This is a genomic window from Pseudomonas sp. KB_15, assembly GCF_052114525.1.
GTDB lineage: Bacteria > Pseudomonadota > Gammaproteobacteria > Pseudomonadales > Pseudomonadaceae > Aquipseudomonas.
In genome coordinates, this window is record NZ_JBFREX010000025.1 from 1 (window position 1) to 16,779 (window position 16,779).

The following is a 16,779-nucleotide window of genomic DNA, read 5'->3' on the forward strand; positions in this document are numbered from 1 at the left end:
TTGTCAGTGCTGGCCTCTTCGTCGGAACGCCGCCCGGAGCAAGCCCGCTCCCACAGTTATTGCAGTTGGCTGACAAGCATCAGGCGCCGAAACCACCGTCGATGGTCAGGCTGGCCCCTGTGATATAGCCCGCTTCAGGGCTGACGAGGTAGGCGACGAAGCTGGCAATTTCTTCGGCCTTGCCGTAACGGCCCACGGCCATCAACGGAATCAGGCTTTCCGCAAAGTCACCGTGGGCCGGGTTCATGTCGGTGTCGACCGGACCCGGTTGCACGTTGTTGATGGTGATGCCTTGCGGGCCGAGATCACGGGCCAGGCCCTTGGTCAGGCCGACCAGCGCCGACTTGCTCATGGCGTACGGGCCGCCACCGGCGAAGGGCATGCGATCGGCGTTGGTGCTGCCGATGTTGATGATGCGACCGCCTTCGGTCATGTGTTTGGCGGCGGCCTGGGTGGCGATGAACACGCTGCGCACGTTGATGGCCAGGGTCTGGTCGAAGTCTTCGAGTTTGAACTCGGCCAGCGGTGCGACAGCCAGTACGCCAGCATTGTTGACCAGGATATCCAGTCGACCGAAGGTCTCTACCGTGGCGGACACGGCACCGCGAATCGCGTCGGCGTCGGCGCTGTCGGCCTTGATGGCCAGGGCCTTGCCGCCCTTGGCGGTGATGCTGTCTTGCAGTTCTTCAGCTTTGGCCGCCGAGCTGACATAAGTGAAGGCAACGGTTGCGCCTTCAGCAGCCAGGCGCTTGACGATGGCTGCGCCGATGCCGCGGGAACCACCTTGAATCAATGCCACTTTGCCGCTGAGGTTCTGAGTAGTCATGTCGATCTCCAAGTCCCGAGGCGAGATGTCCCGGTTGATGGAGCCTAGTATCAGTTCTGGATTACCTGCCGTGTAGACCATGGTTGCGATAGTCTGTGTAAACCAAAAGTTTATAGTGGTTCCTATGGAAACCTTCAGCAGTATCGAATGCTTTGTGCGCAGTGCCGAGGTCGGCAGCTTTGCTGAAGCGGCGCGGCGCTTGAGCCTGACGCCGGCGGCGGTGGGCAAGAGCGTTGCCAAGCTCGAGGCGCGCCTGGGTGTCAGATTGTTCCAGCGCAGCACTCGCAGCCTGACGCTGACGGAAGCCGGTCAGTTGTTTCTCGGCGAAGTCAGCAGCAGCCTTCACACCATCCAGAATGCCGTGGCCAATCTCGCCAGCGCCGGAGGGCAGCCGGCGGGCACCCTGAAAGTCAGCATGGGGACGGTATTCGGCTGCCTGTACATTGTGCCGATGCTCGGCGAGTTTCTGCGGCGATTCCCGGCGATCAACCCGGACTGGCACTTCGATAACCGTCAGGTCGATCTGATCGGGCAGGGGTTCGACGCGGCAATCGGTGGCGGCTTCGAACTGCCCCAGGGCGTGGTTGCACGCAGGTTGAGCCCGGCGCATCGGGTGTTGGTGGCTGCGAAGGACTACCTGGAGACACATACTGCGATCAGCGAGCCAGATGACCTCAAGCACCATGACGGGATTCTGATCCGCTCGCCGCAAACCGGACGTGTGCGCTCCTGGCAGTTGACCCATCGCCATCAGCACCATAGCCCGTTGACGCTCAAGTCCCGGATGACCATGAGCGACTCCGAGGCAGCCTGCGCCACGGCAGTGCAGGGCTTGGGCATTGCGCTGGTGAGCATGCCGTTTGCGGTGGGCTATCTGGAAACGGGCCGGTTGCAGCGAGTGTTGCCGGACTGGTACATCGACGACGGCTACACCTCCATCTATTACGCCGAACACAAGCTTTTGCCCGGCAAGACCCGGGCGTTTGTCGATTTCATCATTGAACAGTTTGCCGAGCGGGGGTTGGGGCAGAGGTTTAGTGCTCTTTGAGTCAGGCTCAGAACCGAGTTGCCCCTTCGCGAGCAAGCCCGCTCCCACACTGGATCTGCGTTGAATACAGATGTTGTGTTCACAACAGATCAAATGTGGGAGCGGGCTTGCTCGCGAAGGGGGCAACTCGGTCAACAGTTGCGAACTTAACGGGCAAACCGCCCCGGCCAGCCAATGATGTTTTTCGGCCGCGGCGTCGCATAGGTCCGCACTTTCGACGTCGACAACCCCAGTCGCACCAATGACTCGGCAATGGTCACCGCCGCCGTCACGCCGTCCACCACCGGTACCCCGGTACGTCGGCGAATCTGCTCGTCCAGCCCGGCCATGCCGCCGCAGCCCAGGCAAATCACTTCGGCCTTGTCCTGGGTCACTGCCAGTTCGGCCTGATGCACGATGGCCTCCAGTGCGCGCTGCGGTTCGTGCTCCAGTTCCAGCACTGCCAAACCACTGGCCCGTACCGAGGCGCAACGGTCCCACAGGCCAGAGAGCTTGAGGCGATCTTCGATCAGCGGCACGGTGCGGTCGAGGGTGGTGACCACGGAATAGGCGTGACCGAGAAACATCGCCGTGCTGGCGGCGGCATCGGTGATGTCCACCACCGGTACGTTGAGCAGTTCCTGCAAGCCTTCACGGCCGTGCTCGCCGTAGCCGGCCTGGATCACTGCGTCGAATGGCTGGTCGTAGGACATCACCCGGTCCATGACCGCGATGGCCGCCAGGTAACTTTCGAAATTGCCTTCGATGGAGTCGGCGCCGAAATACGGGGTGAGGCCGACGATTTCCGTGCCGGGTGAGGCCACGGCCTGCGCCGAGCGGGCGATGGCCTGGGTGATGGATTCGGTGGTGTTGACGTTGACCACGAGAATACGCATGGGGAGTCCTTATTGCGGATGGTTCTGCGGCCCGACATTGCCGGGCCGCCATGGAGTTAATGGCTGACGTTTTCGACCGCGATGGCTTCACCGCTGACGTCGGCGTAGTGCGGCTGGCGCTTGGCGATGATCAGGTAGAGCATCCCGGCGATGCCGGCACCAATCAGCCAGGAGAACGGCGACACGCTGTGGAACCCCGGTACCAGGGCCAGGACGATGGCGATCAGGGCGGCGGGAATGAACGCCGCACAGCAGGACGGTGATGCTGGCGAACACCAGAATATTCACCGGCAAGCCCCAGAAATTTCCGACCTTGATGGTTTTACGGCACGGCGAAGAGCGGGCGAAGTCGCAGAAGTTGAGAATCAAGGTACCGTAAATCGCCAGCCACAGTGCGCCACCGGCAAAAATGTTGCGCCACATCTCACCGCCAGTCAGCGGCTCACGGATCGACCAGGCGATGGTCGCATCGGCCTGGGTGTACATCCACGCGGCGAGGGCGGCGACGGTCAGCAGAATCACCGGGCCGGCAAATGCCTCGTAGCGCCGCACCATCTCCATGCCATAGGCAAGGATCGCCAGTTGCACGAACCAGATCGCCACGAAACACACCCAGCCCAGGGTCGACAGGCCGAGGATCGAGTTGTGGTCGTAGTCGGCGAACCCGGGATGGACCGCCGTCAACAACACGCGAAACACCACCGAGGCCAGGTACGTCTGAATACCGAACCAGGCGATGGCGATAACGGCGCGGATCAACGCAGGGATCTGCGCACCGTGGATGCCGAAACTGATCCGGCTGATGACCGGAAATGGAACCCCGGTTTTCTGGCCCATATAGCCGGACAAGTTCATGAAGCAATACACCAACGCCGCACCGATCCCCAGGGACAACAGGATCTGCCAGCCGCCCAGGCCCAGGGCATACAGGCCGATGGCAAACGAGTAGTTGGCAATGTTGTGAACGTCGTTGGTCCACAGGGCAAAGATGCTGTAGCGGCCCCAGCGCCGGCCTTCGGCCTTGGTCGGCGCCAGGTCCTTGTTGTGCAGTCGGGGGCTGAGCACCACGGGGGCGTGATGCGCCTGATTGTCGATCGAGTGAGTGGAATGGGAGGAGGGTAGATCCAGCGCGATATTGTTATTGGAGAGACTAGTACGCATTCCGGCAGGCTCCTGATGCTCGACGCCGCGATGACTGTGCATGAGCGTTGGCTCGACAAATCTTCGTCGCGGGTGGCGAATATCATTGGTTACGGGGCATCTGCAGCCTGTACGGGATAGGGCGCTTCAGGCTTGCGGATCTAAAGTGTGTGTATGTTTTGAATTTATTGTATACAAAACATGTATGCACTTAAGCCATATCCGTGCCAGGCGGAAGTTCTATGAAAGGCACTGCTCATTTCGTTTTGTTATGGCTTTTCGCCAAGTTACTGAAAAATAATCAATATAAATTGACTGTTTGATCAGGTATTTATTTTCAGGAGAGGATTCAGGAGGGAGTGGCGGCGCCAGGCAGGCGGAGGAATGTAACTTTTGGGGGCGCAGAAACAAAAAGTGCACACATAAATGGCACTGATGGTGACATWCGTGTGTACACATTATTTGAAGCGGCAGATAACACTGTAGGAGCGAGCCTGCTCGCGATGGTCGTCAACGATAACGCGGGGTGCCTGATACCCGGCTGCGTTCTCGGGTTCATCGCGAGCAGGCTCGCTCCTACAGTGGGTTTACGCTTTGGATTTGCTGATGATATTCCCGGCATGCAACCCGCATTCCTTCTGCGTCGCTTCTTCCCACCACCAGCGGCCTTCGCGCTCATGCTGGTTCGGCAGCACCGGGCGGGTGCAGGGTTCGCAGCCGATGCTGATGAAACCGCGTTCATGCAGGCTGTTGTAAGGCAGTTCCAGCATGCGGATGTAGCCCCAGATCTCTTCGCTGGTCATTTGCGCCAGCGGGTTGAATTTGTACAGGGTGCGTTCCGGGGTGGAGAACGCGGTGTCGATTTCCATCACCGCGACGGCGCTGCGGGTGCCGGGGCTCTGGTCCCGACGCTGGCCGGTGGCCCAGGCTTTCACGCCGGACAGCTTGCGGCGCAGTGGTTCGATCTTGCGGATGCCGCAGCATTCGCCATGGCCGTCCTTGTAGAAGCTGAACAGGCCTTTTTCCTTCACGAACGGTTCGAGCTTCGTGTAGTCCGGCGATACCAGTTCGATGTCGATCTTGTAGTGCTCGCGCACCTGATCGATGAAGCGATACGTCTCGGGGTGCAGGCGACCGGTGTCGAGGCTGAATACCTTGACGTTTTTGTTCAGCTTCCAGGCCATGTCCACCAGCACCACGTCCTCGGCACCGCTGAAAGATATCCACAGGTCATCGCCGAACTCGGCAAACGCGAGTTTCAGGATGTCCTGGGCGGATTTGTTGGCATAGGTCGTGGCGAGTTCCACGACGTCGAACGTTGGGCTCATCAGGGCGGCTTCCTACAGGTCGGTGGCGCTGGGCGCTCTATATGGGTCGATGGTAACAAAAAGCTGCACGGGCCGGGGCATCCTCTGCGTTGCGCAGGCAGGCCCGAGTCGCTAGAGTTCGGCAGTCTTTTTGCTCGCTCGACTCAATAATCAATACAAATGGGAGTGTCTTGTGGAAATTGCCTGTCTGGATCTTGAAGGTGTGCTGGTCCCGGAAATCTGGATCGCCTTCGCCGAAAAAACCGGGATCGAATCCCTCAGGGCCACCACCCGGGACATTCCCGACTATGACGTGCTGATGAAGCAGCGCCTGCGGATTCTCGACGAGCACGGCCTGAAGCTCTCCGACATTCAGGAAGTGATCGCCACGCTCAAGCCGCTGGACGGCGCCATCGAATTCGTCGACTGGCTGCGTGAGCGCTTCCAGGTGGTGATCCTGTCGGACACTTTCTATGAGTTCTCCCAGCCGCTGATGCGTCAGCTGGGCTTCCCGACCTTGCTCTGCCATCGTCTGATTACTGACGACAGCGGGCGAGTCACTGGCTACCAGTTGCGTCAGAAAGATCCCAAGCGTCAGTCAGTCCTGGCCTTCAAGAGCCTCTACTACCGGGTGATCGCGGCGGGGGATTCCTACAACGACACCACGATGCTGGGCGAGGCCGATGCCGGGATTCTGTTCCATGCGCCGGATAACGTGATCGCCGAGTTCCCACAGTTCCCGGCGGTGCACACGTTTGAAGCGTTGAAGCAGGAGTTCATCAAGGCTTCGAACCGGACGTTGAGTCTGTAGTCGCCTGGTCTGACGCCTTCGCGGGTAAGCCCGCTCCCACAGGTGATTACCGAACCCTGTGGGAGCGGGCTTGCTCCGGGCGGCGATCCGACGATGCTTTTAAAGACTCTGCAAAGTATCGAGCAGCACCTTCACCTTGGTGATCGATTCCTGATATTCGGCCTGCCACTCCGAGTCCGCGACAATCCCGCCACCGCCCCAGCAACACACCTGCCCGTCCTTGACCAGCAAACTACGGATGGCAATGGAGCTGTCCATCTCGCCGCGCACGTCCAGGTAGACCAATGAACCGCAATACAGTCCGCGTCGGGTCGGTTCCAGCTCATCGATGATCTGCATGGCGCGAATCTTTGGCGCACCGGTAATCGAGCCGCCGGGAAAGCTGCCGGCGATCAGGTCCAGGGCATCGCGCTCATCCGCCAGTTCACCGGTGACGCTGCTCACCAGGTGATGCACGTTCGGATAGCTTTCCAGGCTGAACAGTTCCGGCACCCGTACCGAGCCGGTGCGGCAGGTGCGACCGAGGTCATTGCGCAGCAGATCGACGATCATCAGGTTTTCTGCGCGGTCCTTGGGGCTGGCCAGCAGTTCGGCGGCGTTCGCGGCGTCTTGCTCAGGCGACAGGCCCCGAGGTCGAGTGCCCTTGATCGGGCGGGTTTCCACATGGCGCTGGCTGACTTTGACAAAGCGTTCCGGCGACAGGCTGAGTACGGCATCGCCGTCAGGCAAGCTCTGGAAACCGGAAAAAGGCGTCGGGCATGCAGCGCGCAGCGCGCAATAAGCGGTCCACGGATCACCCTGGCAGGGCGCACGAAAACGCTGGGCGAAGTTGACCTGATAACAGTCACCGGCCTGTATGTATTGCTGGATGCGCTCGATTGCCTGTTGATACTGGTCAGCGCTCAAGTCGGCAGTCATCGGTGTGAGCAGTTTGAAAGGCGCGCCCACTTCCGCTGCAGGCTGGCTGAACAGCTCGGTCAGGCGCTGACGCTCGCTGTCCGGCAAAGTCGGGTGGAACACCAATTGACTGGTCAGCGAATGGTGATCGCTGATCAATGCCCAGCCGTACAAACCGAAACGCGCGTCAGGCAGTTGCAGGTCGTCCCGAGCCTGGCTCGGCAGGCGCTCCAGATGTCGGCCGAAATCGTAACTCAGGTAGCCGATCAATCCGCCGGCAAACGGCAACTCATAAGGTGCCGGCAGAGTGGCTTCGCCCAGGCATGTCAGGTTATCGCGCAGGCGTTGCAGGAAAGCGTCGCCACTTTCGTCGGGCGATACCGTCAGTTGCTCCAATGGCCAGGCGCTGAGCAGGTCATAGCGACCGCGGTCGGCGCTGGGGCGGCCACTGTCGAGCAGTACGGCACCGGGGGCATGGCGAATCGCCGCGAAGTACTCGGCGGGGTTGGCGCGATAGGGCAGCGGGTGTACGGAGCAGGTCAACATGGGCGGGGGAAGTCAGCCATCGAGGCGGGGTGGCGATTGTAGTCCCCTCGGAGAATTGCTCCTAGAGGGGATGTCGGGGATTGGCAGATTGGGGGTGGGATTGAGGGTTGCGGTGACTGTGAAACCGCTATCGCGAGCAAGCTCGCTCCCACAGGGATGGCGCCGTCCTTGTGGGAGCGAGCTTTCTTGCGATAGGCGCAACTCGGTTTCGGATCAACCCTCGACCGCGGGAATATGCCCAAACATCTCCTGCACAAACGCCACGCGTTCTTTGACCGTTTCGGTCACGCCACGGGCCTTCAGGTCTGCCAGTCGTGCTTCCACCGCATGAGTACGCAACGTCAGCCCGCAGTCATTGGCAATCTGGATGTTCAGCCCCGGCCGGGCGTTGAGCTCAAGAATCAGCGGGCCTTTTTCCTGGTCCAGGACCATGTCGACACCGATATAGCCCAGCCCGCACAACTCATGACAGCCAGCGGCGAGTTTCATGAAACCGTCCCAGTAGGGCAGTTGCACGCCATCCACAGCATTGGTGGTGTCCGGGTGTTTGTTGATGATGTTGTTCAGCCAGGTGCCGCGCAGGGTCAGGCCGGTGGCCAGGTCCACACCGACGCCAATGGCGCCCTGGTGCAGGTTGGCCTTGCCATTGGACTGACGCGTCGGCAGACGCAACATCGCCATCACCGGGTAACCCATCAAGACAATGATGCGAATATCCGGCACGCCTTCATAACTGATGCTTTTGAAAATCTGGTCAGGAATCACGCGGTATTCGATCAGCGCCCGGTCGCGGTGACCTCCCAGGGAGTACAGGCCGGTCAGGATGCTGGAAATCTGATGCTCGATTTCTTCATGGCTGATGATCCGGCCGGACACCGAGCGATATCGGCCTTCAAAGCGGTCGGCGATCACCAGGATGCCATCTCCACCCGCGCCCTGGGCCGGTTTGATCACGAAGTCACTACGTCCGCCGATGATCTCCTCGAGATTATCGATTTCCTTTTCGGTGGAGATCACGCCATACAGCTCGGGCACATGGATGCCGGCGGCGATGGCGCGCTCCTTGGTGATGATCTTGTCATCGACGATCGGGTACAGGCTGCGCTTGTTGTACTTGAGCACGTAGTCTGCGTTGCGCCGATTGATCCCCATGATGCCCCGGGCTTCCAGGGCCTTCCAGGTCTTCCAGAAGCCGAACATCAGGCGTCAGCCTTTTTCAGGAAGGCCTTGAAACGCACCAGTTCGGTCAGGCGATAACCGCGATAACGACCCATGGCCAGCATGAAGGCCACCAGGATCAGCAGGATCGCCGGGAAGGTGAACACGAAGTACACCAGTTCCGGCACGGTCATGATCAGGTGCGCCAGGGACGCGGCGAACAGCGTGCCGATGGCCACTTTCATGGCATGGCCGCCGCCGCGCTCTTCCCAGGTGATCGACAGGCGTTCGATGGTCATGGTCAGGATCACCATCGGGAACAGCGCCACCGACAAGCCGCGCTCAAGGCCGAGTTTATGGCTGAACAGGCTGATCGCCGCAATCAACACCACCACGAACGTCAGCACCACCGACAATCTCGGCAGCATTTGCAGTTTCAGGTGTTCGAGGTAGGAGCGCAGCGACAGGCCCAGCGCCGTGATGATGGTAAACAGCGCGATACCGAAGCCGAGCTGGGTTTCGCGGAAGGCCAGGGCGATCAGCACCGGGGTGAAGGTGCCCAGTGTCTGGATGCCGATCAGGTTGCGCAGGATCAGGATCACCAGTACGCCGATCGGGATCATCACCATGATCATGAAGGTCTGCTGGGTTTCCAGCGGCAGGCCGTACAGCGAGTACTCGAGGAAGTTGGCGTCGGTGTTTTCGTCGGTCAGCTTGGCCAGGCGAATGGCGTTCATTTCGCTGTTGTTCAGGCTGAAGGTCACGTTGGCTTTCTTGCCGCCATCGACGGTGATCAGGTTTTCGTCGCCGGTCCACCACAGCAGGCGGTCGGTCGGCAGGCCCTGTTCACCGGTTTCCGGGTTGAAGTACAGCCAGTCGGTGCCGTTGAAGCTGCGCAGCCACAGTTCCGGCATTTGCGGTTGGTCCGCCACCAGGCGGATGGTGTGGACTTTTTCGATCGGGACGTGGGCGATGGACAGCAACAACTCGACGATTTTCGCCTTGTGCGCCGTGGACGGATCACCGGCCAGCAGCAGTTTCACGTTGTCGTCGTTGAGGTTGTTGACCCGCTTGATGGCTTCGCCGACGAAGGTTTCGACGTCGGCCGAGTGCTGGCGGATCGGTGCGAGCAGGGCTTCGGCGGCGATTTTTTCCGGGCCTTCGATGGTCATGCTGTCGCGAAAGGTCGGGCCTTTGATCTTGGCTTTCTCACCGGAATAACGCTTGGTCAGCACCAGGCGGTAATACAGCGTCTGATTGCCTTTGGCCCGGCGTGCCGACCAGGTGACCTTGCGGTTGCCGTCGACCCGGTTCACGGCCACGCCGTAGTTATTGGAAATGAAGCTCTCGTTGAGACTGACGAAGTCGCGGCTCAGCGGTGGCACGAACATCTGGATCTTGACCGGGTCCTTGGCACTGGCGACGAACTCGACCTTGGCGTCGATGTTCCACAGGTCGTCAGTGGCGTCTTCGGTCACCGGGATGCCCAGGACGAAGATCTGATAGGCCGTAACTGAAATGCCCAGCACCACCAGGATGGCGATCAGCAGTTTCAGATGAAGGGTAAGAGAGCGCATTGAAATTACTCGGCGGTATGAGCGTCGGTGGTGCAGGCGGGTTTGCCGGCAGCATATTTAAGGCTGGGGTCGACCAGTGCATCGAAACGCTTGAGCGCTTCGGAGCCAATCAGTAGCGGGTATTGGAAAGCGCTGCGGTCGGTCAGGTTCACTTCGATGCTGCGCAGGGCCGAGCCCATGCAGATGTCCAGTTCGATCACCGGGCGGGCGGTGTACTTCTTGCCTTCCTCCGGGTCGTAGTCGCCGGCCCGGCGCTTGATCTTGCTGACACGGGCCAGCGGGCGTTCGATCGGGTGCGAATGGGCGGCGTCGATGGCCAGATAAAAACGCACCCACGACTCGCCGTTGCGCTTGAAGCGTTTGATATCCCGTGCACTCAGGGAAGCGGTTTTCGCCCCGGTGTCGAGTTTGGCCGCCACTTCCAGATCGATGCCATTGAGCGATGCGTACTCATTAAGGCCATACACAGTCTTTTCCCCGGCCATTGCGAAACCAGGCAGACAAAGGAAACAAAGGAAGGCAGGGAAGGGCTTGAGTCTCATAAATCCTGATGCGCAGCGGTACGACTTGATTCAAGGCCCTGGCATCGCTGCGCAAGCTCCCTCGTATGCCTATCAGGGTTTTATGACAGACAGTGCAGATGTGACAAACAAATGCGGGCGGCATTCTAGCACGGTGGTTTGTTGGCGCCAGCGCTGGCCGGTGGCTATAAATAGATGGGTTGCTTCGTTATGGTGCAGCCGGTTATCAGAAGATTGTCGACAATATCGATTTAACCTTTGACTGTGTCGCCTGTATTCGTTAGTTTTTGCGGCATTGGCTCACAAGGTGTCGACAATATGCTGGATCAACTCGATCCCCCGGTTTTAGCGCAAGACGATACGGAGACCCTGTCCGAGAACGTCTTCCGACGCATTCAGGCGGCTATCGTCAAAGGCGAGATCGCGCCGGGCAGCAAAATCTCCGAGCCGGAACTGGCGCGCACCTACGGCATCAGCCGTGGTCCGTTGCGTGAGGCCATCCACCGTCTGGAGGGCCAGCGCCTGCTGGTTCGCGTACCGCATGTCGGCGCGCGGGTGGTGTCGCTCAATCACGCCGAGCTGCTGGAGCTATACGAAATTCGCGAATCCCTGGAAGGCATGGCCTGTCGCCTGGCCGCCGAGCGCATGAGCGTCGAAGAAATCGACGAGCTGCGTCGGGTGCTGGAAACCCACGAGCGCGATGAGGCGTTTCAGGCAGGGAGAGGCTACTACCAGCAGGAAGGCGATTTTGACTTCCACTATCGAATCATCCAGGGCAGCGGCAACCGCACGCTGACCCAAATGCTCTGCGGCGAGCTTTATCAACTGGTGCGCATGTACCGCATCCAGTTTTCCACCACGCCCAATCGCCCACATCAGGCTTTCGCCGAGCACCACCGCATTCTCGATGCCATCGCCGACCGTGACGGTGAACTGGCCGAGTTGTTGATGCGCCGTCACATCGGCGCCTCCAAACGCAATATCGCCCGTCACTACCAGGACGGCGTCAACCCGACAGCCAAACGAGGTGAGTCATGAGTTTGAACAAGAGCACACCAGGTCAGCGTTTCCGCGATGCGGTCGCCAGCGAACATCCACTGCAAGTGGTCGGCGCGATCAACGCCAACCACGCGCTGCTGGCCAAGCGCGCCGGTTTCAAGGCGATCTACCTGTCGGGTGGCGGGGTGGCTGCCGGCTCCCTTGGCGTGCCTGACCTGGGCATCACCGGCCTGGATGACGTGCTGACCGACGTGCGCCGTATCACCGATGTTTGCGACCTGCCGCTGCTGGTGGACGTGGACACCGGTTTCGGTTCCTCGGCGTTCAACGTCGCTCGCACCGTCAAGTCGATGATCAAGTTCGGCGCGGCGGCGATTCACATCGAAGACCAGGTCGGCGCCAAGCGTTGCGGCCACCGTCCTAATAAAGAAATCGTGACCCAGCAGGAAATGGTCGACCGCATCAAGGCGGCCGTCGATGCGCGTACCGATGACAGCTTTGTGATCATGGCCCGTACCGACGCCCTGGCGGTGGAAGGTCTGGAGTCAGCCCTGGATCGCGCCGCGGCGTGCATCGAAGCCGGCGCCGACATGGTGTTCCCGGAAGCCATCACTGAACTGGAAATGTACAAGCTGTTCGCCAGCCGTGTGAAAGCGCCGATCCTGGCCAACATCACCGAATTCGGCGCAACACCGCTGTACACCACCGAACAACTGGCCGCTGCCGATGTATCGCTGGTGCTGTACCCGCTGTCGGCGTTCCGCGCCATGAACAAGGCTGCAGAAAACGTCTACACCGCGATCCGTCGCGATGGCACGCAACAGAACGTCATCGACACCATGCAGACGCGCATGGAACTTTACGATCGCATCGACTACCACACCTTCGAGCAGAAGCTCGATGCGTTGTTTGCGTCAAAGAAATAATGAAAGCCCTGTAGCAGCTGCCGAGCCTGCGAGGCTGCGTTCGAGGCCGAAGGACTCGCAAAACCGGATATCCGTGCAGGCAGGTTTTACGACTGCTGCGCAGCCGGACGCAGGCTTCGCCAGCTGCTACAGAGAGCGGTGTAAATTTAATAAATTTGCCGATTCCCTAACAAATTCAAGATTGGAGACAGCAATGGCCGAAGCAAAAGTACTCAGTGGCGCCGGGCTCCGTGGCCAGGTTGCCGGGCAAACCGCACTGTCCACCGTGGGCCAGTCGGGTGCCGGTCTGACCTATCGTGGTTACGACGTTCGTGAACTGGCGGCTGACGCACAGTTTGAAGAAGTCGCTTACCTGCTGTTGTACGGCGAGCTGCCGAACAAAGCGCAACTGAACGCCTACATCAGCAAGCTGAGCAAGCTGCGTGACCTGCCGCAAGCGCTCAAAGAAGTGCTGGAACGTATCCCCRCCGACGCCCACCCGATGGACGTGATGCGCACTGGCTGCTCGTTCCTGGGTAACCTCGAGCCGGAGAACAACTTCTCCGAGCAGCATGACAAGACCGACCGCCTGCTGGCCGCGTTCCCGGCGATCATGACTTACTGGTATCGCTTCAGCCATGAAGGCAAGCGCATCGACTGCGTGAGCGACGAACAGTCCATCGGCGGCCACTTCCTGCACCTGCTGCACGGCAAGAAACCGAGCGAGCTGCACGTCAAGGTGATGAACGTTTCGCTGATCCTCTACGCGGAGCACGAGTTCAACGCGTCGACCTTCACTGCGCGTGTTTGCGCGTCGACCCTGTCCGACCTGTATTCGTGCATCACCGCGGCCATCGGCTCGCTGCGCGGCCCGCTGCACGGCGGCGCCAACGAAGCGGCGATGGAAATGATCGAGCGTTTCTCGTCGCCGGAAGAGGCGATCAAAGGCACCCTCGGCATGCTTGAGCGCAAGGACAAGATCATGGGCTTCGGCCACGCGATCTACAAGGACAACGATCCGCGCAACGAGGTGATCAAGGGCTGGTCGAAAAAACTCGCTGACGAAGTGGGCGACAAGGTGTTGTTCCCGGTGTCCGAAGCCATCGACAAGACCATGTGGGAGCAGAAGAAACTGTTCCCGAACGCCGACTTCTACCATGCCTCGGCGTACCACTTCATGGGCATCCCGACCAAGTTGTTCACACCGATCTTCGTCTGCTCGCGCCTGACCGGCTGGGCCGCCCACGTGTACGAACAACGCGCCAACAACCGCATCATCCGTCCAAGCGCCGAGTACACCGGCGTTGAACAGCGCAAGTTCGTACCAATCGAACAACGCTGAATGGTGGAGGCTAAGCACTGATATTGAAGTTCACCGAAATCCCTGTGGGAGCGGGCTTGCCCGCGATAGCGGTGGGTCAGTCGACATGTATGTTGGATGTGACTCAGTCATCGCGAGCAAGCTCGCTCCCACAGTGGATGGTGTGAACTTCAAGTCTGGTGCCAGGCCCCGCCCTTTGTAACTACCGTGACCGAGTCCTGACGATGAACACACAATTCCGTAAACCGCTGCCGGGCAGCCACCTGGATTACTTCGATGTCCGCGCAGCGGTCGAGGCCATCCAGCCTGGCGCTTATGACACCCTGCCGTACACCTCCCGTGTGCTGGCGGAAAACCTTGTGCGTCGCTGCGACCCGGCCACGCTCACCGAATCCCTGAAGCAATTCATCGAGCGCAAGCGCGACCTCGACTTCCCGTGGTTCCCGGCCCGCGTGGTGTGCCACGACATTCTCGGCCAGACCGCGCTGGTCGACCTCGCCGGCCTGCGTGACGCCATCGCCCTGCAAGGTGGTGATCCGGCGCAAGTCAATCCTGTGGTGCCGACGCAGTTGATCGTCGACCACTCCCTGGCCGTCGAGCGCGGTGGTTTCGATCCGGAGGCGTTCGAAAAGAACCGTGCCATCGAAGACCGTCGCAACGAAGACCGCTTCCACTTCATCAACTGGACCAAGAAGGCGTTCAAGAACGTCGACGTGATCCCGCCGGGCAACGGCATCATGCACCAGATCAACCTGGAGAAAATGTCTCCGGTGATTCAGGTGCGCGATGGCGTGGCTTTCCCCGACACTTGCGTAGGCACCGACAGCCATACCCCGCACGTCGATGCGCTGGGCGTGATCGCCATCGGTGTCGGTGGCCTCGAAGCCGAAAGCGTGATGCTCGGCCGCGCCTCCTGGATGCGTCTGCCGGAAAGCGTTGGCGTCGAACTGACCGGCAAGCTGCAACCGGGCATCACCGCCACCGACATGGTGCTGGCGCTGACCGAGTTCCTGCGCAAGCAAAAAGTGGTTGGCGCATGGCTGGAGTTCTTCGGCGAAGGCGCCTCCGCGCTGACCCTCGGCGACCGCGCGACCATTTCCAACATGGCCCCGGAATACGGCGCCACCGCAGCAATGTTCTACATCGACCAGCAGACCATCGACTACCTCAAACTCACCGGCCGTGAAGACGAGCAGGTGCAGTTGGTCGAGAACTACGCCAGGCAGGTCGGCCTGTGGGCTGACAGCCTGAAAGGCGCGCAATACGAGCGCGGCCTGACGTTCGACCTGTCCTCGGTGGTGCGCAACATGGCCGGCCCGAGCAACCCGCACGCTCGTGTAGCGGTTTCCGATTTGGCGGCCAAAGGCATCTCCGGTCAATGGGAAGACGTGCCTGGCCAGATGCCGGACGGCGCGGTGATCATCGCCGCCATCACCAGCTGCACCAACACCAGCAACCCGCGCAACGTGATCGCCGCCGGCCTGCTGGCGCGCAACGCCAACAAGCTCGGCCTGACCCGCAAGCCGTGGGTCAAGTCGTCCCTGGCACCGGGCTCCAAAACCGTGGCGCTGTACCTCGATGAAGCCGGCCTGACCGAAGAGCTGGACAAGCTCGGCTTCGGCGTCGTGGCTTTCGCCTGCACCACSTGCAATGGCATGTCCGGCGCRCTGGAYCCGGTRATCCAGCAAGAGATCATCGACCGCGACCTGTACGCCACCGCGGTGYTGTCCGGCAACCGTAACTTCGACGGGCGGATTCACCCGTACGCCAAGCARGCGTTCCTCGCATCGCCGCCATTGGTGGTTGCTTACGCCATCGCCGGCACCATCCGTTTCGATATCGAGAAGGATGTGCTGGGCGTGGTCGACGGCAAGGAAATCCGCCTGAAAGACATCTGGCCAAGCGACGAAGAGATCGACGCAGTGGTCAAGGCGTCGGTGAAGCCGGAGCAGTTCCGTCAGGTCTACATTCCGATGTTCGCCATCCACGAAGACACCGGCCCGAAAGTCGCGCCGCTGTACGAGTGGCGCGAGATGAGCACCTACATCCGCCGTCCGCCGTACTGGGAAGGCGCGCTGGCCGGTGCTCGTCCGCTCAAGGGCATGCGCCCGCTGGCGGTACTGCCGGACAACATCACCACCGATCACCTGTCGCCGTCCAACGCGATCATGTTGGACAGCGCCGCCGGCGAATACCTGGCGAAAATGGGCCTGCCGGAAGAGGACTTCAACTCTTACGCGACGCACCGCGGTGACCACCTGACGGCGCAGCGCGCGACCTTCGCCAACCCGAAACTGTTCAACGAAATGGTTCAGGAAAACGGCAAGGTCAAGCAAGGTTCGCTGGCCCGTGTCGAGCCGGAAGGCAAAGTGATGCGCATGTGGGAAGCCATCGAAACCTACATGGATCGCAAGCAGCCGCTGATCATCATCGCCGGCGCCGACTACGGTCAGGGTTCGTCCCGCGACTGGGCGGCCAAGGGCGTGCGTCTGGCGGGTGTGGAGGCGATTGCCGCCGAAGGCTTCGAGCGCATTCACCGCACTAACCTGGTGGGCATGGGCGTGTTGCCGCTGGAGTTCAAACCGGGCACCAACCGCCACACCCTGGCCATCGACGGCAGCGAAACCTACGACGTGATCGGTGATCGCACTCCGCGCGCCGAGCTGACGCTGGTGATCCATCGCAAGAACGGCGAACGCGTCGAAGTGCCGGTGACCTGCCGCCTCGACACCGCCGAAGAAGTGTCGATCTACGAGGCCGGCGGCGTGCTGCAACGCTTCGCCCAGGACTTCCTCGAAGAGTCGGCGGTTGCCGTTTAACGCACGCAATACAGACACGGGACTTCAAG

The 16,779-nt window shown here is 60.5% G+C and carries 13 protein-coding genes and 1 pseudogene; 6 read left to right on the plus strand and 8 right to left on the minus strand.

Going from position 1 to position 16,779, the window contains the following annotated elements:
* Nucleotides 1-79 precede the first annotated feature (79 nt).
* On the minus strand, nt 80-826 hold the full coding sequence (locus AB4Z35_RS19290) for a 3-oxoacyl-ACP reductase family protein (protein ID WP_033051845.1): 747 nt from the start codon (nt 824-826) through the stop codon (nt 80-82).
* A 124-nt stretch (nt 827-950) separates the two neighbouring features.
* Here AB4Z35_RS19290 and AB4Z35_RS19295 point away from each other — a divergent pair, with 124 nt between their 5' ends.
* The gene (locus tag AB4Z35_RS19295; RefSeq protein WP_442098703.1) at nt 951-1,874 is read left to right on the plus strand and encodes a LysR substrate-binding domain-containing protein; all 924 of its coding nucleotides are present in this window, start codon (nt 951-953) and stop codon (nt 1,872-1,874) included.
* A gap of 146 nt (nt 1,875-2,020) precedes the next feature.
* Here the strand turns inward: AB4Z35_RS19295 and AB4Z35_RS19300 are convergent, their stop codons facing one another.
* From AB4Z35_RS19300 to AB4Z35_RS19310, 3 genes and pseudogenes are all read right to left on the minus strand, one after another.
* Nucleotides 2,021-2,749 (minus strand): aspartate/glutamate racemase family protein, encoded by a 729-nt coding sequence (locus AB4Z35_RS19300; protein ID WP_442098704.1) that lies wholly within the window; start codon nt 2,747-2,749, stop codon nt 2,021-2,023.
* Nucleotides 2,750-2,805: 56 nt separating this feature from the next.
* Nucleotides 2,806-3,910 (minus strand): annotated as a pseudogene (locus tag AB4Z35_RS19305) (cytosine permease).
* A gap of 566 nt (nt 3,911-4,476) precedes the next feature.
* On the minus strand, nt 4,477-5,217 hold the full coding sequence (locus AB4Z35_RS19310) for a phosphoadenylyl-sulfate reductase (protein WP_007971943.1): 741 nt from the start codon (nt 5,215-5,217) through the stop codon (nt 4,477-4,479).
* 172 nt (nt 5,218-5,389) lie between these two features.
* Between AB4Z35_RS19310 and thrH the strand changes: the two genes are divergently transcribed.
* A complete protein-coding gene (gene thrH, locus AB4Z35_RS19315) occupies nt 5,390-6,007 on the plus strand; it encodes a bifunctional phosphoserine phosphatase/homoserine phosphotransferase ThrH (RefSeq protein ID WP_253561814.1) in 618 nt (205 codons plus the stop codon).
* A gap of 99 nt (nt 6,008-6,106) precedes the next feature.
* Here thrH and pabB read toward each other — a convergent pair whose 3' ends face one another.
* The 4 genes from pabB to rloA form a co-directional block, all read right to left on the minus strand.
* Entirely contained in the window at nt 6,107-7,450 is a 1,344-nt protein-coding gene (gene pabB, locus AB4Z35_RS19320; protein WP_442098705.1) for an aminodeoxychorismate synthase component I, read from the minus strand.
* Between the two features lie 213 nt (nt 7,451-7,663).
* Nucleotides 7,664-8,650, minus strand: coding sequence for an alpha-L-glutamate ligase-like protein (locus tag AB4Z35_RS19325; RefSeq protein WP_007993023.1), 987 nt, complete (start codon nt 8,648-8,650; stop codon nt 7,664-7,666).
* A complete protein-coding gene (rloB, locus tag AB4Z35_RS19330) occupies nt 8,650-10,185 on the minus strand; it encodes an osmotic stress tolerance membrane protein RloB (RefSeq protein ID WP_442098706.1) in 1,536 nt (511 codons plus the stop codon). The genes AB4Z35_RS19325 and rloB overlap by 1 nt, the downstream gene beginning before the upstream one ends.
* A 5-nt stretch (nt 10,186-10,190) precedes the next feature.
* Nucleotides 10,191-10,727 (minus strand): retropepsin-like aspartic peptidase RloA, encoded by a 537-nt coding sequence (gene rloA / locus AB4Z35_RS19335; protein ID WP_033051843.1) that lies wholly within the window; start codon nt 10,725-10,727, stop codon nt 10,191-10,193.
* A 297-nt stretch (nt 10,728-11,024) separates the two neighbouring features.
* Here rloA and AB4Z35_RS19340 point away from each other — a divergent pair, with 297 nt between their 5' ends.
* From AB4Z35_RS19340 to acnD, 4 genes are all read left to right on the plus strand, one after another.
* The gene (locus AB4Z35_RS19340; RefSeq protein WP_008017617.1) at nt 11,025-11,744 is read left to right on the plus strand and encodes a GntR family transcriptional regulator; all 720 of its coding nucleotides are present in this window, start codon (nt 11,025-11,027) and stop codon (nt 11,742-11,744) included.
* Nucleotides 11,741-12,631: a methylisocitrate lyase gene (prpB, locus tag AB4Z35_RS19345; protein WP_007988902.1), complete on the plus strand. Its 891-nt coding sequence runs from the start codon at nt 11,741-11,743 to the stop codon at nt 12,629-12,631. The genes AB4Z35_RS19340 and prpB overlap by 4 nt, the downstream gene beginning before the upstream one ends.
* Before the next feature lie 193 nt (nt 12,632-12,824).
* Nucleotides 12,825-13,952, plus strand: a complete 1,128-nt coding sequence (prpC, locus tag AB4Z35_RS19350) for a bifunctional 2-methylcitrate synthase/citrate synthase (RefSeq protein ID WP_442098708.1) — start codon at nt 12,825-12,827, stop codon at nt 13,950-13,952.
* 203 nt (nt 13,953-14,155) lie between these two features.
* On the plus strand, nt 14,156-16,750 hold the full coding sequence (acnD, locus tag AB4Z35_RS19355) for a Fe/S-dependent 2-methylisocitrate dehydratase AcnD (RefSeq protein WP_442098709.1): 2,595 nt from the start codon (nt 14,156-14,158) through the stop codon (nt 16,748-16,750).
* Nucleotides 16,751-16,779: the final 29 nt, after the last annotated feature.